25 protein-coding genes are annotated in these 23,330 nt (G+C 69.1%); 18 read left to right on the top strand and 7 right to left on the bottom strand.

Annotated elements, in window-relative coordinates; all coding sequences use genetic code 11:
• Positions 1-18: 18 nt before the first annotated feature.
• Complete coding sequence (locus ABD088_RS15800; RefSeq protein WP_343902928.1) at positions 19-345, top strand: rhodanese-like domain-containing protein; 327 nt, start codon at positions 19-21, stop codon at positions 343-345.
• Entirely contained in the window at positions 342-1,277 is a 936-nt protein-coding gene (gene pheA, locus ABD088_RS15795; protein WP_343902927.1) for a prephenate dehydratase, read from the top strand. Before ABD088_RS15800 ends, pheA begins: the two co-directional genes overlap by 4 nt.
• A gap of 24 nt (positions 1,278-1,301) precedes the next feature.
• Here the strand turns inward: pheA and ABD088_RS15790 are convergent, their stop codons facing one another.
• Positions 1,302-2,354, bottom strand: coding sequence for a diacylglycerol/lipid kinase family protein (locus ABD088_RS15790; protein ID WP_343902926.1), 1,053 nt, complete (start codon positions 2,352-2,354; stop codon positions 1,302-1,304).
• A 38-nt stretch (positions 2,355-2,392) separates the two neighbouring features.
• On the opposite strand from ABD088_RS15790, the gene serS reads away from it, so the two are divergent.
• Together serS and ABD088_RS15780 are read left to right on the top strand one after the other, a co-directional pair.
• Positions 2,393-3,679, top strand: a complete 1,287-nt coding sequence (gene serS, locus ABD088_RS15785; RefSeq protein ID WP_343902925.1) for a serine--tRNA ligase — start codon at positions 2,393-2,395, stop codon at positions 3,677-3,679.
• Between the two features lie 155 nt (positions 3,680-3,834).
• Positions 3,835-4,665: an HAD family hydrolase gene (locus tag ABD088_RS15780; protein ID WP_343902924.1), complete on the top strand. Its 831-nt coding sequence runs from the start codon at positions 3,835-3,837 to the stop codon at positions 4,663-4,665.
• A 44-nt stretch (positions 4,666-4,709) separates the two neighbouring features.
• Here ABD088_RS15780 and ABD088_RS15775 read toward each other — a convergent pair whose 3' ends face one another.
• Genes ABD088_RS15775 through ABD088_RS15760 form a run of 4 tightly spaced genes read right to left on the bottom strand, consistent with a single transcriptional unit; the run spans position 4,710 to position 7,345 of the window.
• Entirely contained in the window at positions 4,710-5,408 is a 699-nt protein-coding gene (locus tag ABD088_RS15775; protein WP_343902923.1) for an HAD family hydrolase, read from the bottom strand.
• Positions 5,405-6,043, bottom strand: coding sequence for a hypothetical protein (locus ABD088_RS15770; RefSeq protein WP_343902922.1), 639 nt, complete (start codon positions 6,041-6,043; stop codon positions 5,405-5,407). Before ABD088_RS15770 ends, ABD088_RS15775 begins: the two co-directional genes overlap by 4 nt.
• A gap of 20 nt (positions 6,044-6,063) precedes the next feature.
• Positions 6,064-6,801 carry a membrane protein YczE gene (gene yczE / locus ABD088_RS15765; RefSeq protein ID WP_343902921.1) on the bottom strand — a complete coding sequence of 246 codons (738 nt, stop codon included), beginning with the start codon at positions 6,799-6,801 and terminating at the stop codon, positions 6,064-6,066.
• A 16-nt stretch (positions 6,802-6,817) separates the two neighbouring features.
• Positions 6,818-7,345 carry an inorganic diphosphatase gene (locus ABD088_RS15760; RefSeq protein WP_343902920.1) on the bottom strand — a complete coding sequence of 176 codons (528 nt, stop codon included), beginning with the start codon at positions 7,343-7,345 and terminating at the stop codon, positions 6,818-6,820.
• A 129-nt stretch (positions 7,346-7,474) separates the two neighbouring features.
• On the opposite strand from ABD088_RS15760, the gene dacB reads away from it, so the two are divergent.
• The 14 genes from dacB to panC all read left to right on the top strand — a co-directional run bounded on the left by dacB (position 7,475) and on the right by panC (position 21,001).
• A complete protein-coding gene (gene dacB, locus ABD088_RS15755) occupies positions 7,475-8,989 on the top strand; it encodes a D-alanyl-D-alanine carboxypeptidase/D-alanyl-D-alanine endopeptidase (RefSeq protein ID WP_343902919.1) in 1,515 nt (504 codons plus the stop codon).
• 27 nt (positions 8,990-9,016) lie between these two features.
• Positions 9,017-10,162: a zinc-dependent metalloprotease gene (locus tag ABD088_RS15750; protein ID WP_343902918.1), complete on the top strand. Its 1,146-nt coding sequence runs from the start codon at positions 9,017-9,019 to the stop codon at positions 10,160-10,162.
• Positions 10,126-11,214 carry a tRNA lysidine(34) synthetase TilS gene (gene tilS, locus ABD088_RS15745; protein WP_343902917.1) on the top strand — a complete coding sequence of 363 codons (1,089 nt, stop codon included), beginning with the start codon at positions 10,126-10,128 and terminating at the stop codon, positions 11,212-11,214. Before ABD088_RS15750 ends, tilS begins: the two co-directional genes overlap by 37 nt.
• A 60-nt stretch (positions 11,215-11,274) precedes the next feature.
• Positions 11,275-11,826 carry a hypoxanthine phosphoribosyltransferase gene (hpt, locus tag ABD088_RS15740; RefSeq protein ID WP_343902916.1) on the top strand — a complete coding sequence of 184 codons (552 nt, stop codon included), beginning with the start codon at positions 11,275-11,277 and terminating at the stop codon, positions 11,824-11,826.
• 153 nt (positions 11,827-11,979) lie between these two features.
• On the top strand, positions 11,980-14,106 hold the full coding sequence (gene ftsH / locus ABD088_RS15735; RefSeq protein ID WP_343902915.1) for an ATP-dependent zinc metalloprotease FtsH: 2,127 nt from the start codon (positions 11,980-11,982) through the stop codon (positions 14,104-14,106).
• A gap of 76 nt (positions 14,107-14,182) precedes the next feature.
• The gene (gene folE, locus ABD088_RS15730; RefSeq protein WP_343903188.1) at positions 14,183-14,743 is read left to right on the top strand and encodes a GTP cyclohydrolase I FolE; all 561 of its coding nucleotides are present in this window, start codon (positions 14,183-14,185) and stop codon (positions 14,741-14,743) included.
• Positions 14,744-14,749: 6 nt separating this feature from the next.
• Complete coding sequence (folP, locus tag ABD088_RS15725) at positions 14,750-15,694, top strand: dihydropteroate synthase (RefSeq protein WP_343902914.1); 945 nt, start codon at positions 14,750-14,752, stop codon at positions 15,692-15,694.
• Between the two features lie 2 nt (positions 15,695-15,696).
• Positions 15,697-16,092, top strand: a complete 396-nt coding sequence (gene folB / locus ABD088_RS15720; RefSeq protein ID WP_343902913.1) for a dihydroneopterin aldolase — start codon at positions 15,697-15,699, stop codon at positions 16,090-16,092.
• Positions 16,089-16,595, top strand: coding sequence for a 2-amino-4-hydroxy-6-hydroxymethyldihydropteridine diphosphokinase (gene folK / locus ABD088_RS15715; RefSeq protein WP_343902912.1), 507 nt, complete (start codon positions 16,089-16,091; stop codon positions 16,593-16,595). Before folB ends, folK begins: the two co-directional genes overlap by 4 nt.
• Before the next feature lie 4 nt (positions 16,596-16,599).
• Positions 16,600-17,103: a DUF3180 domain-containing protein gene (locus tag ABD088_RS15710; RefSeq protein WP_343902911.1), complete on the top strand. Its 504-nt coding sequence runs from the start codon at positions 16,600-16,602 to the stop codon at positions 17,101-17,103.
• Complete coding sequence (locus ABD088_RS15705) at positions 17,084-17,596, top strand: PH domain-containing protein (RefSeq protein ID WP_343902910.1); 513 nt, start codon at positions 17,084-17,086, stop codon at positions 17,594-17,596. The genes ABD088_RS15710 and ABD088_RS15705 overlap by 20 nt, the downstream gene beginning before the upstream one ends.
• Complete coding sequence (locus ABD088_RS15700) at positions 17,593-19,140, top strand: PH domain-containing protein (RefSeq protein WP_343902909.1); 1,548 nt, start codon at positions 17,593-17,595, stop codon at positions 19,138-19,140. The genes ABD088_RS15705 and ABD088_RS15700 overlap by 4 nt, the downstream gene beginning before the upstream one ends.
• Entirely contained in the window at positions 19,133-20,008 is an 876-nt protein-coding gene (locus ABD088_RS15695; protein ID WP_343902908.1) for a Rossmann-like and DUF2520 domain-containing protein, read from the top strand. The genes ABD088_RS15700 and ABD088_RS15695 overlap by 8 nt, the downstream gene beginning before the upstream one ends.
• 33 nt (positions 20,009-20,041) lie before the next feature.
• Positions 20,042-21,001: a pantoate--beta-alanine ligase gene (gene panC / locus ABD088_RS15690; RefSeq protein WP_372710865.1), complete on the top strand. Its 960-nt coding sequence runs from the start codon at positions 20,042-20,044 to the stop codon at positions 20,999-21,001.
• 37 nt (positions 21,002-21,038) lie between these two features.
• Here panC and ABD088_RS15685 read toward each other — a convergent pair whose 3' ends face one another.
• Together ABD088_RS15685 and ABD088_RS15680 are read right to left on the bottom strand one after the other, a co-directional pair.
• Positions 21,039-21,902, bottom strand: coding sequence for a phosphotransferase family protein (locus ABD088_RS15685; protein WP_343902907.1), 864 nt, complete (start codon positions 21,900-21,902; stop codon positions 21,039-21,041).
• A gap of 5 nt (positions 21,903-21,907) precedes the next feature.
• Positions 21,908-22,927, bottom strand: a complete 1,020-nt coding sequence (locus tag ABD088_RS15680; protein ID WP_343902906.1) for an NAD(P)H-dependent flavin oxidoreductase — start codon at positions 22,925-22,927, stop codon at positions 21,908-21,910.
• Positions 22,928-23,330: the final 403 nt, after the last annotated feature.

The raw sequence follows: 23,330 nt of genomic DNA, 5'->3' as shown, positions 1-23,330 counted from the left end.
CCGTAGGAAGGATGGACCATGAGCGAATTCGAGACCGTCGAGGTCACCGGCGTTCCAGCCGGTGCCAAGGTGCTGGATGTCCGCGAGGACTACGAGTGGGTCGAGGGCCACGCCGCAGGTGCCGTGCACATCCCGATGGGGGAACTGCCCGAGCGCCTGGAGGAGTTGGACCCGGACGAGGACACCTACGTCATCTGCCGCACGGGCGGGCGCTCTGCACAGGTCGCCGGCTGGCTGGTCGGGCAGGGTTACACCGCGTTGAACATCGCCGGCGGCAGCGGCGCCTGGCTCGAAGCGGGTCTGCCGCTCGCCAGCGAAAACGGGCAGGAGCCCATCGTTCGATGAAGTACACCTACCTGGGACCTGCTGGGACGTTCACCGAACAGGCCCTGTTGCAGGTCCCGGGGGTCGGGGAGGGCGAACGCCTGCCCGCCACGAGCGTGAACCTGGCCCTGCAGCAGGTCCGCGATGGCGAAGCCGACGCCGCCATGGTGCCGATCGAGAATTCGGTTGAAGGCGGTGTCTCGGCGACACTCGACGCGATTGCCCGGGGCGGGGCCCTGCAGATCGTCCGCGAGGTGCTGGTGCCGATCACCTTTGTGCTGGTCGCCCGGGACTCGATCACCGAGCTGTCGCAGATCCGCACGGTGTCGACGCATGGGCATGCCATCGCCCAATGCCGCGGGTGGGTGGAGACCCATTTGCCCGGCGCGGAGTTCGTTCCCGCGTCATCCACGGCGGCCGGGGCCTTGGGCCTGCTGGATCCGGAGTGCCGGTACGACGCGGCCATCTGTTCGCCGCTGGTCCTCGAGCAGAACCCCTTGAACCTGATGCACCGCGGCGTCGAGGACAACAGTGGTGCCGTCACGCGGTTCGTGCTGGTGACCCGCCCCGGAGCCGTCCCCGGCCCGACCGGGAACGACAAGACCACAGTCGTCATCCCGTTGCCCGAGGACCACCCGGGCGCCCTGATGGGGATCCTCGAGCAGTTCGCCGCCCGCGGGGTCAACCTCAGCCGGATCGAATCCCGCCCCACGGGCGAGGGGCTGGGGTCATACTTCTTCTCCATCGACGTCGAGGGCCATCTTGCCGAGGCCCGCGTGGCCGACGCCCTGGCCGGTTTGCACCGGATCAGCCCGGACATCCGCTTCCTCGGGTCCTACCCCAGCGCCACCGAGCTCGACCAACCGGCGCCGTCACCGGCTCGGCACAACACCGACGATGCCTTCGCGCAGGCCCACGCCTGGGTGCGGAAGCTGCGGGCCCACAGCGCCTGATCGCGCGGTGGCCCCTGCGGGGGATCAGTAGGCAGGGACGCGGACCTTGAGTCCGAGCGGCATGGTGCTCACGGTGACTGCCCTGACGTTGCCGGTGGTGTCGCCGTCGAGCTGGGAGCCGATCTCCTCCTCCGAGACCAGGCGGATCTTCTTGGCCTGGAAGTACTCGATGACGGGGATGGCGCGACGGTGCCGCAACGCGGTCTTCGCGGCGATCCACGCCCACCCCACTGCGGAACGGGGACTCATGACCACCAGATCCAGCACCCCGTCGTCGACCTTGGCATCCGGGACGAAGTCGAGCCCGGCCTGCAGCTTTCCGGCATTGGCGAAGATCACTGAGCGGATGTTGCGCTCCAGGGGCTCGCCGTCGTCCAAGGTGATGGTCACCGGCCGCCGCTTGCCCGGCAGGTGGCGCATTCCGGCTTCTGCGTAGGCCAGCGGGCCGACCATCGCCTTGAGGTCATCACGTGTGTCGGCCATCATCTCCGCGTCGGTGCCGATGCCGGCCATGACCAGGAAGATGTTGGTGTCGGTGGTGCCGTCGGCACGCTCGAGTTCGATCCGGGCGGCATCGATGCTGCGGGTGCGACCCTGCAGCGCCGTGTGGACGCAGGCGCCGAGGTCCTCGACGTCGAATCCGAGGTTGCGGGCCAGCAGGTTCCCGGTGCCCAGGGGGAGGATGGCCATGGTGGTCGTGGTGCCGGCGAGGACCTCGCCCACGGCGCGCACGGTGCCATCCCCGCCGGCCGCGATGACGATCTCGCATCCCGCCTCCAGGGCCTGGCGGGCCATGCCGTAGCCGGGGTCCTCGACCGTGGTCTCCAGGACCATCGGTTCATCCAGGCCGGCGGAGGCCCAGGAGAGCAGCACCGTGGACCGGATGGAGTCGGCGTCGTTCTTGGAGGGGTTGATCACCAGGGCGGTGCGCGAACTGCTGGCGAGGGCGTCGGAAACCACAGGGGTGGACGCGATGCCCTGCACCTTCACGCGGAGGCGCCCGACGGCGACCAGGCTTGCCGCGGCGATCAGCAGGGCGACGACGACAAGGATGAGGGAAACGTATTCGATGGTCATGGTGCCCTTACGATATCTGGATTCGGTAACCTGTAGTGGTGATCGACGTTAAAGAGCTCGTAGAGCATCCCGCAGCATTCCGTGACTCCCAGCGCTTCCGCGGCGCAGATGAATCCGTGGTGGACCGGATCATTGCCGCCGACGCCTCCCGGCGCACTGCGATCACCAGTTTCGAGAACCTCCGTGCGGAGCAGAACGCCTTCGGCAAGAAGGTCGCCGCCGCCCAGGGTGAGGAGAAGGCCGCCCTGCTGGCCGAAGTGAAGGAACTCGCAGCACGGGTGAAGGCCGAACAGGCCACCGCCGACGCCGCCCAGGAGGAACTGACGGCCCTGCAGCGCTCAGTACCCAACCTCATCCAGGAGGGGGCCCCGGCCGGCGGCGAGGACGACTTCACCGTGGTGAAGACCGTGGGCACGCCGCGGGACTTCACCGCCGACGGCTTCGAACCCCGCGACCACCTGGAACTCGGCGAACTGCTCGGTGCCATCGACATGGAACGTGGCGCCAAGGTCTCCGGTTCCCGCTTCTACTTCCTCAAGGGTGTCGGGGCCCGGCTGGAGATCGCGCTGCTGAACATGGCGCTGGACCAGGCGGTGTCCAACGGGTTCATCCCGATGATCACCCCCACGCTGGTCCGCCCCGAGACCATGCAGGGCACCGGCTTCGATGTGGAGCACGACGACGAGATCTACAAGCTCGAGCGCGACGACCTCTACCTGACCGGCACCTCCGAGGTGGCGCTCGCCGGCTACCACGCCGATGAGATCCTCGACCTCTCGGCGGGCCCCACCCGCTACGCGGGCTGGTCCTCCTGCTACCGGCGGGAGGCTGGATCCGCCGGCAAGGACACCCGCGGCATTATCCGTGTCCACCAGTTCAACAAGCTCGAGATGTTCGTCTACTGCCCCGTCGAGGATGCGGCCGCCGAGCACCAGCGGCTGCTGGCCTGGGAAGAGGAGATGCTGGCCAAGGTCGAGCTGCCCTACCGGGTCATCGACACCGCTGCCGGCGACCTGGGCATGAGCGCCGCACGCAAATTCGACTGCGAGGCATGGGTTCCCACGCAGGACGCCTACCGCGAACTGACCTCCACCTCGAATTGCACCACGTTCCAGGCCCGCCGCCTGAACATCCGTGAACGCTCGGTCGGGGCCGACGGCAAGCCGGGCAAGACCCGTGCCGTCGCCACGCTGAACGGCACCTTGGCGACCACCCGCTGGATCGTGGCGATCCTGGAGCACCATCAGAACGCCGACGGCTCGGTCAACGTGCCCACCGCGCTGCGCCCTTACCTGGGCGGCATGGAGGTCCTGCCGGTCCTCTGACCCGCAGCCCACTCCTGCGGCGCGTCCTTCCCTTCGGGGGCGGGCGCGCCGTCGGTTAACCACTGCTTCGCCGAAGCGTTCCCTGACGTTCACCGCCGACTGTGACCGGGTCGATGTTCATCCGCCGCCGGGAATGTTTGACTAGAGTCATGACCATGACCTTGAATACCGGCACCGAAGACCGGCTACTGACCACCAGCCAGAAGATGGTGTGCCTGGACGTTGACGGCACCCTCGTCAACCACGACGGCCACATGTCCGATGCCGTCCGCGAAGCCGCCCGCGGCATCGTCGACGTCGGCCACGAGGTGATCATCTCCACCGGGCGCTCGCTCGGGGCCACCCTGCCCGTCGTCCAGCTCCTGGGCATCGAAACCGGGTACGCGGTCTGCAGCAACGGCGGCGTGACCGTGCGCATCGACACCACCCTCCCGTCCGGGTACGAGGTGCTGGACCGCAGGACCTTCGACCCGGCCCCGGCCCTGCGCGCGCTGAGCGATGCCCTGCCGACCGCCAAGTACGCCCTGGAAGACGACGAAGGCAACTTCCTGTCCACCGAACGCTTCCAGGACGCCAGCTTCGGCGTCGAGGCCCAGGCCGTTCCCTTCGAACGGCTGACCGAAGCGACAGCAGTGCGCCTCGTCGTCTTCTCCACCGACTCCTCCTCCGAGGAGTTCGGTGAGGCAGTCCGCGCCATCGGCCTCCACGGGGTCACCTACTCCGTCGGCTGGACCGCCTGGCTGGACATCGCCGCCGAGGGCATCACCAAGGCCAGCGCCATCGAGGCCCTCCGCGGGGAACTGGGCTACGCCCCGGAGGACACCGTGGCCGTCGGGGACGGCCGGAACGACATCGAGATGCTCGGGTGGGCCGGCCGCGGCGTGGCCATGGGCCAGGCGCCCGACGAGGTCAAGGCAGCCGCCAACGAGGTCACCGCCTCCGTCGACGAGGATGGCTTGGCGCGGGTACTGCACAGCCTGCTGTAGCCGTGGGCCGAAGGTGCAGGGCAGGTGCGTGACCCGCGGGCGCCCTACGCTGAGCGTGGGCCGTGGAGCCCGAGAAGTGCCGGCAGCTCAGCCATGTCCCTGAACGGGGTGGCGCCCGCCTGGTGCAAGGCCTCGGCCCCCGCCAGTCCGCCGGCAAAACCGAACACGTCCATGGCGGCGGCCCGGGCGGCCAGCACCCCGTTGACGCTGTCCTCGATGACCACGCAGTCGGCAGGCGCGAACCCCTCGCGCAGTGCTGCCTGGAGGAAGACATCCGGCCAGGGCTTGCCCCGCTCGACGTCGTCCGCAGAGTGGATATGCCCGGCGAACCGTTCCCACAGGCCGGTGGCCCCCAGCGTGTGGCCCATGCGGGCGTGCGAACCGGATGAAGCCACGCAGTAGCTGATCCGGCTGGCTTGCACGGCGTCCAGGACCGCCACGACGCCCGGAACCGGGGTGAGTTCGCGGTCAAATGCGGCCCGGGTTTCCGCCGTGGACTGTTCGTCGAATTCACGGGCCCCCTCCGGGCCCAGCAGGTCAACGAGCCGGGCCAGGGCGTCGTCGGCGGACCGCCCCATGAACTCGGCGACGACGTCGGCCTGGGTGTGGGGGTAACCCATCGCCGTGAGGATCCTGGCCTCGATGGCCGTTGCGAGGCGTTCGGAGTCGACCAGCACGCCGTCGCAATCGAAGATGACCAGCCCGGGGCGTGCCCCTTCGGTGACGGTGTCCTCCGGGCTCACCGGTCGGGGTCGTAGGGATAGGCCGCCGGCGGGAGCTCGGCGGGCCCTGCCACCAGGGTCAGCAGCCGGGCCACCGCCGGCCGGCAGGCCCACTCTTCGTTCCAGTTGGAACGCACCACTGCCTTGGAGACCGCCTGCGCGGTGATGCCCAACTCGGCGGCAATGGTCTTCTGCTGGCCGCGGACCCCGGGAATCATGAGGTCCAGCACCGACCACTCGGCCTCGGTGCGCGTCGTGACGATCTGGCCGACCAGCCGGGCGACGGCTTCCGCCTCTGCCGCCACGTCGGCGTCGGGTCCGTCGATGGCCAGGGGAATGCGTTCGCCGGTCTTCTGTGCCCGGTTCACCGCACGGCGGGCATAGACCAGGCCGAATCCCTCGGCGTCGGCGATCGACGTCGGGAAGGGCAATTGCACGGGGCCGACCCCGATGCCGACATGCCAACGGTGTTGCCGCAGGGCGGCCAAGGCTGCATCGACGACGTGGACCGGATCGGCCAGGACGCCGATGGCCTCGTCGCCGAAGGAACGTTGGAAGGGCACCAGGGTCGGCACGTCGGCGAGGGTGCGCAGCAGGTCTTCGACGCGGTCCCCGGCCTCACGCGAATCCCGTTGGTTGATGGTCAGGACGAACATGGAACCAGTCTGCCCGATGATCAACCGTTTTCGGTTGATTCCGACGTCGTGCCGTCATCGTCCGGGCAGGGCGTCGTGGCCCGGGCCGGGGGCGGGGAGCCGGCTCGACGCGGCGGGCTGAGGTCGACGATGGTCCAGCGCAGGAAGAACTGCGTCGACGGGCCGATCAGCAGGGCATAGGCGACGGTTCCCAGACCCACGGTCCCGCCCAGCAGCCAGCCGATGCCCAGGACCGTGACCTCGATTCCGGTGCGGATCAGGCGCAGGCTCCACCCGGTGCGCAGATGCAGCCCGGTCATCAGCCCGTCGCGGGGGCCGGCTCCGAACTGGCTGCCGATGTACAGCGCGCCGCCGAGCCCGTTGACCAGCAGGGCCACGGCGATCACGGAAATCTGGAGCGCCAGCCCGTGGATGTCCGGGAGGAGCCACAGGGTGAAGTCAGCGGAAACGCCGATCCAGACGGCGTTGGCGATCGTGCCCAGGCCGGGCCACTGGCGCAGCGGAATCCACGCCAGCAGGACCAGCAGGCCCACGATGATGATGATCGTGCCCAGGCTCAGCGGGATATGTCGGGCCAGGCCCAGGTGCAACACGTCCCAGGGGGCCACCCCGAGTCCGGCCCGGACAAAGGCCCCCATGGCCACCCCGAAGAAGGTGAGCCCGATGAACAGGCGCACCAACCGGGAGGGCAACCGGCCAGCACGCAGCTGCTCCACTGGCGTCAGTGGGAGCAGGGCGGGGCGTGGGGTTGCTGACATGGGGGGTGTGGACGTGCTACTCGACGTCGCGACCCTGCGGCTCGTCTTCCTCGGACTCCTGGCCGGCCTTCGCGAAGCGCTCGATGGAGCGGGCGAGCTCGGCTTCGGCGGCCTCGCGGCCCTCCCAGCCCTCGTTCTTGACCCACTTGCCCGGCTCGAGGTCCTTGTAACGGGTGAAGAAGTGCTCGATTTCCTTGACCAGCCACTCGTCGAGGTCCTCGAGCTCCTGGATGTGGTCGAAGCGCTTGTCGGCCGGGACGCACACCAGCTTGGCGTCGCCGCCGCCGTCGTCGGTCATGTTGAACACGCCGACCGGGCGGGATTCCACGAGCACACCGGGGATCAACTCGACGCCGGGCAGGAAGACCAGGGCGTCCAACGGATCGCCATCCTCGCCCAGGGTGTCCTCGAAGTAGCCGTAATTGGTGGGGTACTGCATCGAGGTGAACAGCACGCGGTCCAGCCGCAGGCGGTGCGTCTCGTGGTCGATCTCGTACTTGACGCGCGATCCCGTGGGGATCTCGATGGTGACGTCATGGTTCATGCGGGGGTCCTCGACTTTCGTGCTGCGGGGCGGCACCGAACGGAAATTGGCCGCGCGCCGTCTAGGCTTAAGCTATTGCCCCCAGACTATATGGCGTCGCCGGGCAACCACTAGTTGAGGAACAAGCCGATGAAACGCGCGATGCGGACGACCACGTCCCTGCTGCTGGTCCTGGTGCTGGGGTCCCTGGTGGGTGTGCTGGTGCTGAACCTGCTGCCCGTGTTCCTGCACTCGTCCACCGCGTCGACGCCCGCCCCCGCCCCCGGCCCGGCGTCGGCCCCCCAGCTGGCCCCCGCCAGTGCAACGGCCATGGCGCCGCTGGGGAAGCAGGGCAAGCTACCACAGGCTGCGGCCCTGAAGAAGAAGCTCGACGCGGCCTTCGCGAAGACGAAGGAGGGGGGCTTCACGGCCGAGGTCACCGACGTGGCCACCGGCAAGGTGCTCTACAGCAGGCACGGCACCCAGGCCAGCGCCCCGGCGTCGAACCTGAAGATCCTCACCGCGGTGGCTGCCCAGAAGCAGCTGGGCGGGGAGGCCACCTTGCCCACGACGGCGATGCTCGGCTCCGATGACACCGTGGTGCTGGTCGGCGGCGGGGACGTGCTGCTCGGCGCCGGCACCTCCGAGCCCGAGTCGACGGTCAGCCGCGCCGGGCTGGGGACCCTGGCGCAGAAGACCGCAGCCGCCTTGTTCGCCTCCGGCCACTTCACCGCCGGCTCGAAGACCGAGCTGCAGGTGGTGGTCGATGACACCCTGTTCACCGGGGCGACGCTCAATCCCGTCTGGGACGAATCGCTCATGACCACCTCCAACATCACCGCCGTCCAGCCGCTGGCCATGTATGGCGCCCGGAAGGACGGCAACCCGACCAGCACGCGGGTGGCGGATCCGGCGATGACCGCGGCCAAGGTCTTCCGTGCCGCGCTCGGGAAGGCGGTGGCCGCCGAACAGCAGAAGGCCGACGCGGCCCCGGCCTCGCCGTCGGCCGGCGCCTCGGCTGCGGGGACCGCCCCGGCCGATGCCCGCCCGCCGCGGATCGGCATCACCGGTGGTGTGGTGCGCGGTGAAGCCGGAGCCGGCGCGCAACGGCTCGCGGAGGTCCGTTCGGCCCCGATCGCGGACCAGCTGGCGTTCATGGGCGAGGAATCGGACAACTACGTGGCCGAGGCCATGGGCCGGTTGTCGGCCATCGCCACCGGGCGCCCGGCGACCTTCGGCGGGGCCACGGATACGCTCCGGGCCACCGCCAAGGACCTCGGGGTGGACGTCTCCGGGATGTCGCTGGCCGACACGTCGGGCCTCTCGGACCGCAACCGCATCAGCCCGCGCCAGCTCACCGGGATCATCCGCGCCGCGGCCACCTCCCGGGACCCCGACCTGCGCGATGTGTCCTACCTGCTGCCGATCTCCGGGGCCACCGGGACGCTGGAACACCGGCTGACGTCGGCGTCGACCCGCGGGGAGATCCGGGCGAAGACCGGAACGCTGACCGGGATCTCGACGCTCAGCGGCACGGCGGTCACCGCCGACGGCCGCGTCCTGGCCTTCGCGTTCTTCGGGCACGGGTTCGGGTCGCTGGACCCGGCGCGGGCCGGGCTGGACCGGGCAGCAGCAGTGATGGCCGGGTGCGGCTGTACCGCCTAGGGCCCGCCGCGTGATGTGATGGGGCACATGGAGACTTCCGCCCCGAACACGCAGCTCATCAACTGGGACGTCGCCGCCGGCACCGCAGCACGCCTGGTCGGGCCCGGCCCGAAACTCACCGCCCGGCAGATCGACGCAGTCGTCGCCGACCTGCGCACCAAGGCCGACGCCTCCGTCGGGCACGTACACCGCATCACCGGCCTGGAGGCGGCCCGCGACCTGCGCGATTCCACCGTCCTGGTCGTGGACCGCGGCACCTGGGCGCGCGCCAACGTGCAGAGCTACCAGGGGTTGCTCGCCCCGGCCATGGAGCAGCTGGTCGCCTCCCAGCAGGGGAAGATGTCGCCCGCCACCGTGGCCGTGGGCGGCGGCGCGGCGGGCGTGGAGCTCGGCGGCATCCTGGCCTTCCTCTCCTCCAAGGTGCTGGGCCAATACGACCCGTTCGCCGGCTTGCTCGGCAGCGGTCCGGCCGGCGGGCGGCTGCTCCTGGTCGCCCCCAACATCGTGGAGATCGAACGCGAACTGCACGTGGAACCCGAGGACTTCAGGCTCTGGGTCTGCCTGCACGAGCAGACCCACCGCGTCCAATTCGCGGCGGCCCCCTGGCTGCGCGACCACCTGCAGGAGACGATCGCGCAGATGACCTCCGGGTTGATGGACGCCCCGGGCAGCCTGGCCGATCGGCTCAAGGCCGCCGGACAGGACGCCATGGCCTCGATCGGCGCCAAGCGCCGGCAGGGCACGACGGCGGCGGGAACCCCGGTGGACCAGCCGTCCTCCACCGGGCTGCTCTCCGTGCTGCAGGACCCCGAGGGCCAGGCCCTGCTCAGCCACCTGACGGCCGTCATGTCGCTGCTCGAAGGCCACGCCAACGTGGTGATGGACGCCGTCGACTCCTCGATCGTGCCGACCGTGAAGACCATCCGCCAGCGTTTCAACTCCCGCGGTGGCAGCCGGGGTCCCGTGGAGACCTGGATCCGCAGGTTCCTGGGGCTGGAGGCGAAGATGCGCCAGTACCGCGACGGACAACGGTTCGTGGGCGCCGTCGTCGACGAGATCGGGATGGACGGTTTCAACGCCGTCTGGGAGCGCGTGGAGAACCTGCCGACCGAACGCGAAATCCACCACCCGGGCGAATGGATCGCCCGCGTGGCCACCCACCCGGCACCCTGACCATGGGCGGCCACCTGCCCCCCGAACTGGCCCGGGCCCGCCGCGCCGTCCTGGACGCGGTGCGGGGCCACGCGCCGCAGGACCCCCGGCCCCTGGTCCTGGTCGCCTGCAGCGGCGGCGCCGATTCCCTGGCCCTGGCCGCCGCGACGGCCTTTGTCTCCCGTGCCGGAAAGCTGCGGGCCGGGGCCCTCGTCGTGGACCACGGGCTGCAGGCCCACAGCGCGGACGTCGCGGCGCGGGCCGCCGGGCAGCTGCGCGGACTCGGCCTGGAACCGGTCATCATCCGGCGGGTCCAGCCGGCCGGGGACTCCGAGGCGGAGGCACGCACGGCCCGCTACGCCGCCTTCGACGCGGCGCTCGCCGACACCTCGGCCGCGGCGATCCTGCTGGGCCACACGCTGGATGACCAGGCGGAGCAGGTGCTGTTGGGGCTGGCCCGCGGATCGGGCACCCGGTCGTTGTCCGGCATGCCGGCGGCCCGTGGACCCTATCTGCGCCCGCTGCTGGGGCTGCGCCGCGCCGACACCGAGGCCATCTGCGCCCACGAGGGACTGGACTTCTGGTCCGACCCCACCAACGCCGACACCTCCCTGCTGCGCAATCGCATCCGGCACGAGTTGCTGCCCGGCCTCGAAAACGCACTGGGCCCCGGCCTGGCGGAGTCGCTGGCCCGCACCGCCACGCTGGCCCGCCGTGACGCCGACTTCCTGGACGCGGCTGCCCGCGCCGCCTTGGCCCGGGTCCTGTGCTCCGCCCCCGGAGCGGTGCCGGTGGTGTTGGATCTGCGCGGCCTGCGCGCCCTCGACGGCGCCCTGCTGGCCCGGGTGCTGCGCACCGCCGTCGTGCACTGTGGTGCACCCGCCCCGGACTTCGAGCGGACGGCGGCCCTGGAGCGCCTGGTCCACGGCGCCGGATCCGCGGGACCGATCCAGCTCGACGGGCACGCGCACGCCACCCGGCACCGGGCCGGGACCCATCCCGGATCCGCCCGCGCGGTGATCGTCGTGGACGGCCCCGGTTCTGCGCTGGGGGCCTCTCTGTGGCAATCTTGAACCCTCAGGCGCACTCCCTCTGAGCCGCTGCGCAGGCACAACCGATCACAGGAGCCATTCGTGGATTCGAACGACGTCACCGCCGACCTGGCACACGTTCTGTACACCAAGGAAGAAATCCAGGAGAAGATCAACGAGCTGGCCGCCCGGATCGACGCGGATTACGCCGGCCGCGACATCCTCGTCGTCGGGGTCCTCAAGGGCGCGGTGATGGTCATGGCCGACCTGGTGCGGGCCCTGCACTCGCACGTCTCGATGGATTGGATGGCCGTCTCCTCCTACGGTTCGGGCACGCAGTCCTCCGGTGTGGTGCGGATCCTGAAGGACCTCGACACCGACCTGCTGGGCAAGCATGTGCTCATCGTCGAGGACATCATCGACTCCGGCCTGACCCTGTCCTGGCTCAAGGCCAACCTGATCTCCCGCGGCCCGGCCTCGGTGGAGATCTGCACGCTGCTGCGCAAGCCGGAGGCCGCCAAGGTCGAGATCGACGTGAAGTACGTCGGCATGGAGATCCCCAACGAATTCGTGGTCGGCTTCGGCCTGGACTTCGACGAGAAGTACCGCAACCTGGACTTCATCGGCACCCTGGCCCCGCACGTCTACCAGTAGCACGACGACGACGGGATCCTTACGCCATCAGGGGAACTCCCCGGCGCGCTCAAGCGTGTGTAGGGACGAGGGTGTACTGATGGTGGTATTCACGAAACATCCGGGCGCGTCGACGTCCGCGACCAGGAGGGATGGGGGCCGGGCCCCCAACGCATGAACTTCAAGAAGATCTTCAACAGCTGGGCCGTGTGGGTCCTCATTGGTGTCGCGGCACTGCTCCTGTTCCTGCCGACCCTGACGTCGGGCAACAACGGACGGGTCGACACCAGCGTCGGGCTGCAACTGCTCCAGGACCACAAGGCCACCGAGGCCAAGATCTTCGACGGCGACCAGCGCGTTGACCTGTCCCTGAAGGACGATTTCACCCTGGACGGGGAGAACAAGGGCAAGAAGGTCTCCTTCTACTACTCCACCGCCCGCGCCTCGGACGTCGTGAAGTCAGTCGACGACGCCCAGCTCAAGGGCTTCACCGACCAGCCGGTGGAAAGCAACTGGTTCGTGAGCATGCTGGGCTTCATCATCCCGTTCCTGCTGATCGCCCTGGTGTTCTGGTGGCTGCTCTCCCGCGCGCAGGGCGGCGGTTCCAAGGTCATGCAGTTCGGCAAGTCCAAGGCCAAGCTGATCACCAAGGACATGCCCCAGGTGACGTTCGTCGATGTGGCAGGTGCCGAGGAGGCGGTCGAGGAACTGCACGAGATCAAGGAGTTCCTGCAGGAACCCGCGAAGTTCCAGGCCGTCGGTGCCAAGATCCCCAAGGGAGTGCTGCTGTACGGCCCCCCGGGAACCGGCAAGACCCTGCTGGCCAAGGCGGTGGCCGGCGAGGCCGGCGTGCCGTTCTATTCGATCTCCGGTTCCGACTTCGTGGAGATGTTCGTCGGTGTCGGCGCCTCCCGTGTGCGTGACCTCTTCGAACAGGCCAAGACGAACTCCCCGGCCATCATCTTCGTCGACGAGATCGACGCCGTGGGCCGCCACCGCGGTGCAGGCGTCGGCGGCGGCAACGACGAACGCGAACAGACACTGAACCAGCTGCTGGTGGAGATGGACGGGTTCGACGCGAACACCAACGTCATCCTCATCGCGGCGACCAACCGTCCCGACGTGCTGGACCCCGCACTGCTGCGTCCGGGCCGCTTCGACCGGCAGATCCCGGTGGAGGCCCCCGACCTGGTGGGGCGCGAGCAGATCCTGAACGTCCACTCCCAGGGCAAGCCGATGGCCGAGAACGTGGACCTGAAGGCCGTGGCGAAGAAGACTCCCGGTTACACCGGTGCCGACCTGGCCAACGTGCTCAACGAGGCGGCGCTGCTGACCGCCCGTTCGAACGCCCAGCTCATCGACGACCGCGCCCTCGACGAGGCCATCGACCGCGTCATGGCCGGGCCGCAGAAGCGCTCGCGCCTGATGAAGGAACACGAACGCAAGATCACCGCGTACCACGAAGGCGGGCACGCCCTCGTGGCAGCGGCGATGCGGCAGACGGCCCCGGTCACCAAGGTCACCATCCTTCCCCGTGGCCGTGCCCTGGGCTACACGATGGTGGTCCCGGAGGACGACAAGTACTCGATCACCCGCAACGAGCTGTTGGACCAGATGGCCTACGCCATGGGCGGACGCGTCGCCGAGGAGATCATCTTCCACGACCCGTCCACCGGTGCCTCGAACGACATCGAGAAGGCCACCGGCACCGCCCGCAAGATGGTCACGCAGTACGGCATGAGCGAGCGCGTTGGCGCCGTGAAGCTCGGCAACGCCGGCGGTGAGCCCTTCATGGGCCGCGAGGGCGGCGCGGAACGTGATTACTCCGACGCGATGGCAGGGATCATCGACGAGGAGGTCCGCTCGCTGATCGACGACGCCCATGACGAGGCCTACGCCGTGCTCACCGAGAACCGCCACGTCCTGGACCGTCTGGCCCTGGCGTTGCTGGAGAAGGAGACCCTGAACCAGAAGGAGCTGGCGGGTGTCTTCCACGACATCGTCAAGCGCCCCGAACGCGAGGTCTGGCTCTCCAAATCCAGCCGCCCCGTCCACCCCGAGGGCCCGGTGCTCTCGCCGTTGGAACGCCGTCAGGCGGCCGAACGCGAGGCGGCCGGGGAACCGGCCCCCAGCGCAGACGAAGGCCACCCGGATAGCGTCGTGGACCCGGGCTCCGGCCCGGCACTTCCCGGTGGAAACCCCGGCCCGGACGCCGGAGGCGACGGCGGCTTTGGCCCCGGACATCCCGGCGGATCCACCCCGGGGGATGCCGGCCAGGGCGGACCCGGCCACCTCGGCTGACCCGGCGCAAGCTAGGATCGGAACTGTGAGCACCTTTGAGGAACAGGACACCGTTGTGTCCGCAACAGCCAGCCCCGTGGACCAGGAACGCATCGCCCGTGCGGTGCGCGAGATCCTGGAGGCCATCGGCGAGGACCCCGATCGGGATGGGTTGGTGGAGACCCCGAAACGGGTCGCCAAGGCCTATGCCGAGTTCTTCGCCGGCCTGCACCAGGATCCGGCGGAACTGCTCGCCACCACGTTCGACATCGACCATGACGAACTGGTGCTGGTCAAGGACATCCCGTTCTACTCGACGTGTGAGCACCACCTGGTTCCGTTCCACGGCAGTGCGCACATCGGCTATATCCCGGGGCGGGACGGCAAGGTCACCGGCCTGAGCAAACTGGCCCGGCTGGTGGAGCTCTACGCCCGCCGGCCGCAGGTCCAGGAACGCCTGACCACCCAGATCGTCATGGCGCTCATGGAGCACCTGCAACCACGCGGGGCCATCGTCGTCATCGAATGCGAACACTTGTGCATGTCCATGCGCGGCGTGCGGAAACCCGGCGCCAAGACCGTCACCAGTGCCGTGCGCGGCCAACTGCGTGAACCGGCTACGCGCTCAGAGGCCATGAGCCTCATTCTCGGAAAGTAGGTCACCATGTCCCTCGGAGCAGTCCCCGGAACCGGACCCGCCACCTCACCCCTGCCCGTCGTCCGCGTCGTCAAGACCCCCAAGACCGTCGGCGACCTGCCCACCGACCGCACGCTGGTCATGGGCATCCTCAACGTCACCCAGGACTCCTTCAGCGATGGGGGCAAGTACCTCAAGGCCGACGACGCCATCCAGCACGGCCTGCGGATGCTCTACGCCGGCGCCGACATCATCGACGTCGGCGGGGAATCAACCCGCCCCGGCGCCGACTATGTGGACCCCGCCGAGGAGAAGGAGCGGATCGTCCCGGTGGTGGCCACCCTGGTGAAGGCCGGCGCCATCGTCTCGGTCGACACGATGCACACCTCCACCGCACGCGCCGCCCTCGCCGCGGGCGCACACATCGTCAACGACGTGTCCGGGCTGACCCACGAGCCGGACATGCCCGCGCTCGTCGCGGAATCCAAGGTCCCCTACGTGCTGATGCACCGCCGGGGCGACCAGAAGTCCATGGTCACCGAGGCCAACTACGACGACGTCGTCGCCGAGGTGCTGGACGAGCTGAAGGGCCTGCGGGACACCTTCATCGACGCGGGTGTCGCGTCCGAGCAGCTCATCATCGACCCGGGACTGGGTTTCGCCAAGGATCCCCAGCACAACTGGGCGTTGTTGCAGGCGATCCCCGAGCTGAAGGCGCTGGGCCACAAGGTCCTCATCGGCACCTCGCGGAAGCGTTTCCTGGGGTCCCTGCTCGCCGAAGGCGGTAAACCGGCAGCCCCGACGGAACGCGATGTCGCCACCGCCGCGACCAGCGCCCTGGCAGCGGCCGCCGGCGCCTGGTGCGTGCGGGTGCACGACGTCGAGGGAACCCTCGACGCGCTCAAGGTGGCCCATGCCTGGGCCCATCCGGCATCGGTCACCGCCGCACAGACGGCCTCGGCGGGGTCCTGAGCATGTCCACCGGGCAGCGCTCCATGCCCCCGGGGGGATGGGACCGGATCGTGCTCAACGGGATCACGGCCATCGGCCACCATGGGGTGTTCGAACACGAGAAGCGCAACGGGCAGCCGTTCGTCGTCGACGTCGTCCTGCACGTGGACAACCGGGCCGCTGAGGCCTCCGACGACGTCACCTACACCGCCCACTACGGCGTGCTTGCCGAACGGGTCACCGACGTGATCGCCTCCGGGCCGTACAACCTCATCGAGAAACTGGCCGGGGAACTGGCCGCCATGGTGCTCGCCGAATTCGAGGTCGCCGCGGTGGACATCACCGTGCACAAGCCGCAGGCGCCGATCGAGGTGCCCTTCGGCGACGTGTCCGTCCAGATCCACCGGGAACGCGCATGAGCACCCCGGTGCGTGCCGTTCTGGCCCTGGGCAGCAATCTCGGCGAACGCTCCACCACGCTCACCGAAGCCGTGGACGAGCTCACCGCCGACCCCGCAGTGCTGCGATGCAGCGTTTCCGACGTCGTCCAGACCCGCCCCGTCGGCGGTCCCGCCGACCAGCCGGACTTCCTGAACCAGGTCGTCGAGGTCGAGACCACGCTGGCACCGCTGGAGCTGCTGCGCCACTGCCAGGCAGTCGAGCAACTCCATCACCGGACCCGCGAGGTCAGGTGGGGCCCGCGCACCCTGGACGTCGACATCATCACCTACGGTGACACCACCTCCGACGACGAGGTCCTCACCCTGCCCCACCCCCGGGCCGCCGAGCGGGCCTTCGTGCTCCAGCCGTGGGCCTGGATGGATCCGCAGGCACGCCTGGGTGGGGAGCTGGTCGCCGACCTGGCGGCACGGGCAGCAGACAGGGACGGCCTGACCAGATACGCCCCCGACGGGAACGGCTGAGCACATGAGCACGATCCGTCCACTGTGGCTGTTGCTGATTTGCCTGGGCTCCGCCCTGCTGGGGTGGGTCGCGCAGGTGGCGCTGACAGGTTACGGGTTCACCTCCCCGGTCCTGCAATGGCCCTCGCTGATCACCATGGTCGCCGGCATGACGATCACCTTCGGTTTCGGCTGGCGCGTCCGCCGCTACACCCAGGGCAAGCTCAAACGGCGTCTGGATCCGTTGCAGGCCGCCCGCACCCTGGTCCTCGCCCAGGCCACCGCCTATGCCGGATCCCTGATTGCCGGGTGGCATGCCGGCATCCTGCTGGACCTGGTCCGTGGCGCCGGGCTGGGCAACCAGGTGGTGATCTCATCCTTGGTGATGATTGTTGCCTCGCTGGTCATGGTTATTGTGGGATGGGTCGTCGAGCAGTTCTGCAAACTGCCGCCCGATGACCCATCGGCTCCGGATTCCCGGGGCCGGAACCGCAAGGGAGACGAGGGGTATGCCGCAGGAACCAATTGACCCGACGGGACTGCAGTTCCAACGGGTCTCACCGGCCTATGCCAAGGTCCGGCTGGTTGGCTGGGGGATCTCGGCGTTGATCACCTGGGCCGTCCTGGCCGTCCCGCTGGTGCTCATGCTCACCGGCGTCTGGCCCGGATATCCCGCCTGGTTGGCTTGGGGCCTGCTCGGCATCGTCGTCGTCGCCGACCTGGCCCGCATGGCAGTCATCCCGCGCCAGGTCCGTGCCATCGGCTACGCCGAACGCGACGACGACCTGCTCATCCGCAGCGGCATCATGTTCCAGAAGGTCCTGGTGGTCCCGTACGGCCGCATGCAATATGTCGACGTCGCCGTCGGCCCGGTGGACCGTGCGCTGGGGCTGTGCAAGGTCCAGCTCCATACGGCCTCCACCACTGCCAAGGCCGAGATCCCCGGATTGCCGGCCGCCGAGGGGACCCGCCTGCGCGAACGGCTCTCGGCCCGCGGTGAGGCGAGGCTGGCCGGGCTGTGAGCGGCGAAACCACCGCGCCGGAGGCCGCCGACCCGACGGTCCCCTGGAAACGCGTCCATCCGGTATCCCCGCTGGTCCGCGGCTGGATCGCCGTGCTGGCGATCCTGTACTTCTTCGGCCAGAACTGGATCGAGAACATCTTCAACGCCGAGGACCGGTCGGGCTCCGACGGGGGCGGCTGGTCCTTCACCCCCGCCCTGATCTGGATCATCGTCGGCGGCGTCGCGGTCCTCCTGCTGATCATGGGTGTCTTCTTCCTGTCCTGGTATTTCACCAAATACCAGGTGACGGACCGGCACGTGAACGTCAATTCGGGAGTCGTCTTCCGCCAACAGCGGCAGGCCCGCATCGACCGGGTCCAGGCGATCGACATCGTCCAGCCGTTGCTGGCGCGCATCTTCGGCCTGGCCGAGCTCAAGTTCGAGGTCGCCGACGCCGGCGCCACGGCCATGCGCCTGGCCTTCATCAAGATCGACGACGCCAAGGCCTTGCGCAACGACATCCTGGCCCGGGCGGCGGGCCTGAAACAGGACCGGACCCCGGCCGCAGGGGCCCCCGTCCCCGGGAACGACGACGGCGCCTCCGCGCCGTCCTCGGCACCCGCCGGTGCCGGCCCTACCCCGGCAACGTCGGCACCGGCCGTCGCCTCCGAGGCCCCGGAACGGGTCGTCGCCGTCGTCCCGCCCCGCCGGCTGATCGCCGCCACGCTGCTCTCCCCCTGGGTGGGGTTCCTGGTGTTGGCCATCGTCGGGGGAACCATCGCCACCATCGCCTCGCACGGCGAATTCTCGCTGCTGTACATGATCCCGTTCTTCATCGGTGTGGTCCCCGCACTGTGGGGCCAGTTCAACCAGGGATACAACTTCCGGGCAGCCATGGGGGCCGATGGCCTGCGCCTGAGCTACGGACTGCTCGACACCCGCCACCAGACCGTCCCCCCGGGACGGGTCCAGGCGGTCATGGTCACGCAGGGCATCATCTGGCGCCGCTTCGGCTGGTACAAGGTCGTCGTCAACGTCGCCGGCTATGGAGGCCAGGGCGAGGACGCCACCCTGCGCTCGACCCTGCTGCCGGTCGGCACGCGGCAGGATGTCCTCAACGTCCTGGGCATCGTGTTGCCGGACCCCGGAACAGATCGTCCCGCCGAACTCGTCGAGGCCGGCATCGCCGGGGCGGGCGACGCCGAGGGTTTCACCACCTCACCGCGCAGCGCCCGCTGGCTCTCTCCGTTCGCCTACCGCCGCCAGGGTTTTGCCGTCACGGATACCGCGCTGTTCTCCCGGGCCGGGGTCCTCATCCACTCGCTGGTGATCGTGGCCCACGAACGCATCCAGGGCATCCGGCTCACCCAGGGGCCCCTGAACCGCCGCCTCGGCCTGACCGAGATCCAGCTGTGCACCACCGACGGGCCGATCTCGCCGCGGGTGAAGCAGATGGGGCTCGACGCTGGACGCGAACTGTTCATGACCCAAGCCGACCGTGCGGCCACCGCCCGGCGGCTCAACGACCGAGACCACTGGCTTGAAGGGGAACACCATGGCTAAACCCGGCCGTCTGGGCGTTGGGATCATCGGCGCCGGCAAGGTCGGTGCCGTACTCGGCGCCGCGCTGCGCGCAGCAGAACACGCGGTCGTCGGCGTCCACGCCGTCTCCGAATCCTCGCGCGACCGGGCCGACGCCCTGCTGCCCGGGGTCCCTGTGCTGGACATCCCGGAAATCGTCAGGCGCTCCGAGCTCGTGCTCGTGGCTGTTCCCGACGATGCGCTGGCGCCTCTGGTCCAGGGCCTGGCCGACGCGGGTCACTGGCAGGCCGGCCAACTGGTCGTCCACACCGCCGGCCGTTACGGAACGGGCATCCTGGCCCCCGCACAGGCAGCCGGCGCGATCCCGCTGGCCATCCACCCGGCGATGAGCTTCACCGGGATGAGCCTGGATCTGGATCGCCTGCAGGATTGCATGTTCGGGGTGACCGCGGCATCCATGGTCCTGCCGATCGCCCAGGCACTGGTCGTCGAAATGGGTGCCGAATCCACGATCATCGAGGAAGCGGACCGGGGCACTTACCATGCGGCCCTGGCCCACGCATCGAACCACCTGGTCACCATCGCCGGCCAGTCCGCGGAACTGTTGCGCCGCATCGGCGTCGAGGCACCCGAACGCGTCCTGGGTCCGCTCATGCGCGGATCGCTGGAGAACGCCCTGGCCTCGGGGGAGGGTGCCCTGACGGGGCCCGTGGCCCGGGGTGACACCGGGACCATCGACGTGCACCGTGCCGCCCTGGCAGCCGGGAACATTCCGGCGGACATCCGCGACGCCTACCTGGCCATGGGCCGGGCCACCGCCCAGCGCGCGCTGGACCGCGGCCTGCTGACCGAGAGCCAGGCCGCCGCGATCCTCGACGCGCTGGCCTGAGCCACGCCATCGCGACGGCGCTAGACTCGACGCGTGAACACCCCGGAAACCCTGTACGACGACGGCACCCACCCGGTGGGACCGCGCCCCCTCCTGGCCCGCACTGTTGCGGAGCTGCGCAGCATGTCCGCCCGGCTCCTGGAAGAAGGAGTCGTCGCCGGCCAGGCCCGGCGTCTGGCCCTGGTCCCCACCATGGGGGCGCTCCATGCAGGACACGGGCACCTGGTGGCAGCTGCCCGCGCAGCCAACGACGTCGTTGTCGTCTCCGTGTTCGTGAACCCCCTTCAATTCGACGACCCCACCGATTTCGAGCGCTACCCGCGGACCCTGGACGCGGACATCGACCTGTTGACCGGCGCGGGGGCAGACATCGTCTTTGCGCCCGAGGAAGCCGAGGTTTACCCGCAGGGGGCGCCGTTGGTCCGGCTCTCCAGCGGGAAGCTGGGGGAGAAGTTCGAGGGGGCGTCCCGTCCCGGGCATTTTGACGGGATGCTCGCCGTCGTCGCCCAACTCCTGCACCACGCCGGACCGCCCGCCCTGGCCGCGGTCCCGGTGCAGTACAGCGCCTACTTCGGGCAGAAGGATGCCCAGCAGTTGGCCATCATCCGCCGGATGGTCGCCGACCTGGCCTACCCGGTCCAGATCCGTGCGGTGCCCATCGTGCGCTCGCCGGAGGGTCTGGCCCTGTCCAGCCGCAATCGCTTTCTCACCCCAGAGCAAACCGAGGCGGCACTGGTCCTCAGCCGAGCCTTGTTCCTGTTGCGTGAGCGCGCGGAGGCGCACCAACCCCTGATGATCGACGACGCCGAGGCGCTCATCGCGAGCCAGCCCCTCGTGGAGTTGGACTACCTCGAGGTCGTGGACCCGGACACCCTGGAGCCGCTGGCCTTCAACTGCCGCGAAACCCCGTTCACGGGCAGCGCGCTGGTTCTGGTCGCCGCACGGCTGGGTTCCGTCCGGTTGATCGACAACATGCCGTTGGGGGATGCCTGAGGGGTGGACCCCGACCCCGCCCGGGCCGGCCACGGAGCTACAGCCGGGTCAAGCTCCGGGTGAGCATGGACCTGCCGTGTTCCTCGAAGACGGCGTCGCCCACGTCGCGGGACCACACGATGGTGCCCAGGGACTGCATGAGCTCGTCCAGTAGGCGGCCTGGTGCCGCATCTTCGTCCACCGGGCCGGGCTCCGGGCCGTAGCCGTCCCTGAAGGCGGCCCGCAAGTCCGCACGGAGCGCGAAGTCGTGGTGGTCCATGCGCACCAGATCCGAGTACCAGGGGCGTAATTCGGCGCGGCCGAAGTCGATGACGGCGATCCTTCCGTCGGGCCGGACCAGCCAGTTCCGCGGTTGGTAGTCGCCGTGCGTGGGGACCAGGTCCACCGGTTGGGGCCGGAAGCCGTCCAGCCATTCGGCCACGCGCGTGAGCTGTTCGCTGGGCACCAACCCTCCGGCCCTGCCCAACCAGGCGCGGGTTTTGGTGGTCATCGCCTCCTCATAGTGCGGCGCAGTGCGGGGCCGGGTTCCGTGATGCAACCGCGCCAGGAGGGAGCCGGCCTGACGGAAGCAATCGGCATCGTGCTCCTGCGGTGTACCCAAGACGATCCCACCGGGAAGAAAGGTCTTCACTAGCACATTCGCCGCGGTGTCGTAGTGGACCAAGGCGGGTACGTCACCGTCCAGGTCTCCCAGCCAGCGGGTGTGAGCCCGGTATTCGCGCTCGAGATGGTGCGATGTCGGGCTGGCCTTGAGTAGGAGCCGGCGGCCCTCGTGCACGAACTCCAACACGGTGATCCCGAAGGGCCAGCTGTGGTCCGCTTCGATCACGGCACCCGGGTAGGTGTGCCCCAGATGGTCCCGTTGCCGGACGGTCAGGTCCGGGTGCTCCCACGAGGACATGCAGGTCAGCGCCACCGGTCGGCGGCAGCCAGCAGGTGGGTGCGGAACCCGGCGAGGTCGGCGACGATTTCGGCAGCCGATTCACTACCGCCACTGAGCGCTGCTGACTGACCCGCATACACCGGCGCGGTCGAGACATCGGCCTCGCGCCGTGCTGCGTTGACGGCCTCGGTGATGGACGGGTCCCCTCCGAGTGCAGTGGTGAGAGCTTCCTCGTGGGTGCCCCATCGGTCACTGAACGCATTGCGCAGCGCCCGGCCACCGAATTCCTCGGGCCAGGGGATGCGCTGTGCGATGTCAAAGGCGCGGGTGAAGATGGTGTCGTCCAGCCCGGCCCCGGCGATGGCAGCCTTCACCCGCTCGTGGCTGAGCGACTCGGTGGAAGCGGCAAAACGCGTGCCAATCCAGGCTGCCTGCGCCCCGGCCGACAATACTGCGGCCACGCCGCGGGAATCGGCAATGCCGCCGGCGGCGATGACCGGTTTGCCGGTGGACGCCAGGGTCTTTTGCAGCAGGGGGAGGGTGGCGACGTCATTCCTCCCGTGTCCTCCACCCTCGCCTCCCCGGCAGACGACGACGTCGACATCGGGTTCCAGGGCCCGTTCCAGGTCGGCCGCATTGCCCACTTGCATGGCACACAGCACTCCCGCTTGGCGGATCATTGCTGCCGCGGGCCCCGGATCACCGAAGCTGACGCAGACCAGGGAAGGACGCTCGGCGAGCAAGAGCTCCAGGGGTTCGAGCGACTCTTCAAGTACCCAGGCCATCAGACCGGCGCCCCAAGCACGTCCCGAAGTCCGGGCGACGGCCGCCTGTCGGGAAATCCAGTCGGGAGTGACGCCGGAGCCAATGCCGATCATGCCCAGCCCGCCCGCTGTTCCGACGGCCGCTGCCAGGGCACCGCCTGCGGCACCGGCCATTGGTGCGTTCACGATGGGTTCGGAGAATCCGAGCCGGCTCAGCAGGTCCAGGGGGCGGGGTGGCCTCGAGGGTGTCTCGGACGGGGAACCAGGAAATGTCGACATGCCTCCAGTCTAGGCAGGTGCGCTGTGACCCAGCACTCATCTTCGGGGCAGCGGGGACCGGGGCACCGGTGGGGGCAAATGGCCCGGAATCCCGCGGCAATTCGGCCTTCCAGAACGAGAGGGCCCCCGATTTGGTGCGAGCCCCAATTCCGTGTAAAGTTTTCTGAGTCGCCGGGACGAGGACAGCGGAAACGCTGAAGATCGGGAGGCGGCCACACCCTACAAATTCAGTCCAAATTGGACCGGAACGTTCTGCGCTCCGAATCCAGGACGGTTGGATGCGCAGCGTAGTGCAGAAAGTACCGGGAACGGTCGATTTGCACAGCGACACGCGGTAAGGTAAGTTAGACAAGTTGCTCCAGAGCGTAGCGGCCGGCCGGATGGCGGGTTCGTGGAAGTTGGA

The organism is Arthrobacter rhombi, from assembly GCF_039526245.1.
Lineage (GTDB): Bacteria > Actinomycetota > Actinomycetes > Actinomycetales > Micrococcaceae > Arthrobacter_H > Arthrobacter_H rhombi.
This window is presented reverse-complemented; position numbering and strand designations above follow the sequence as displayed.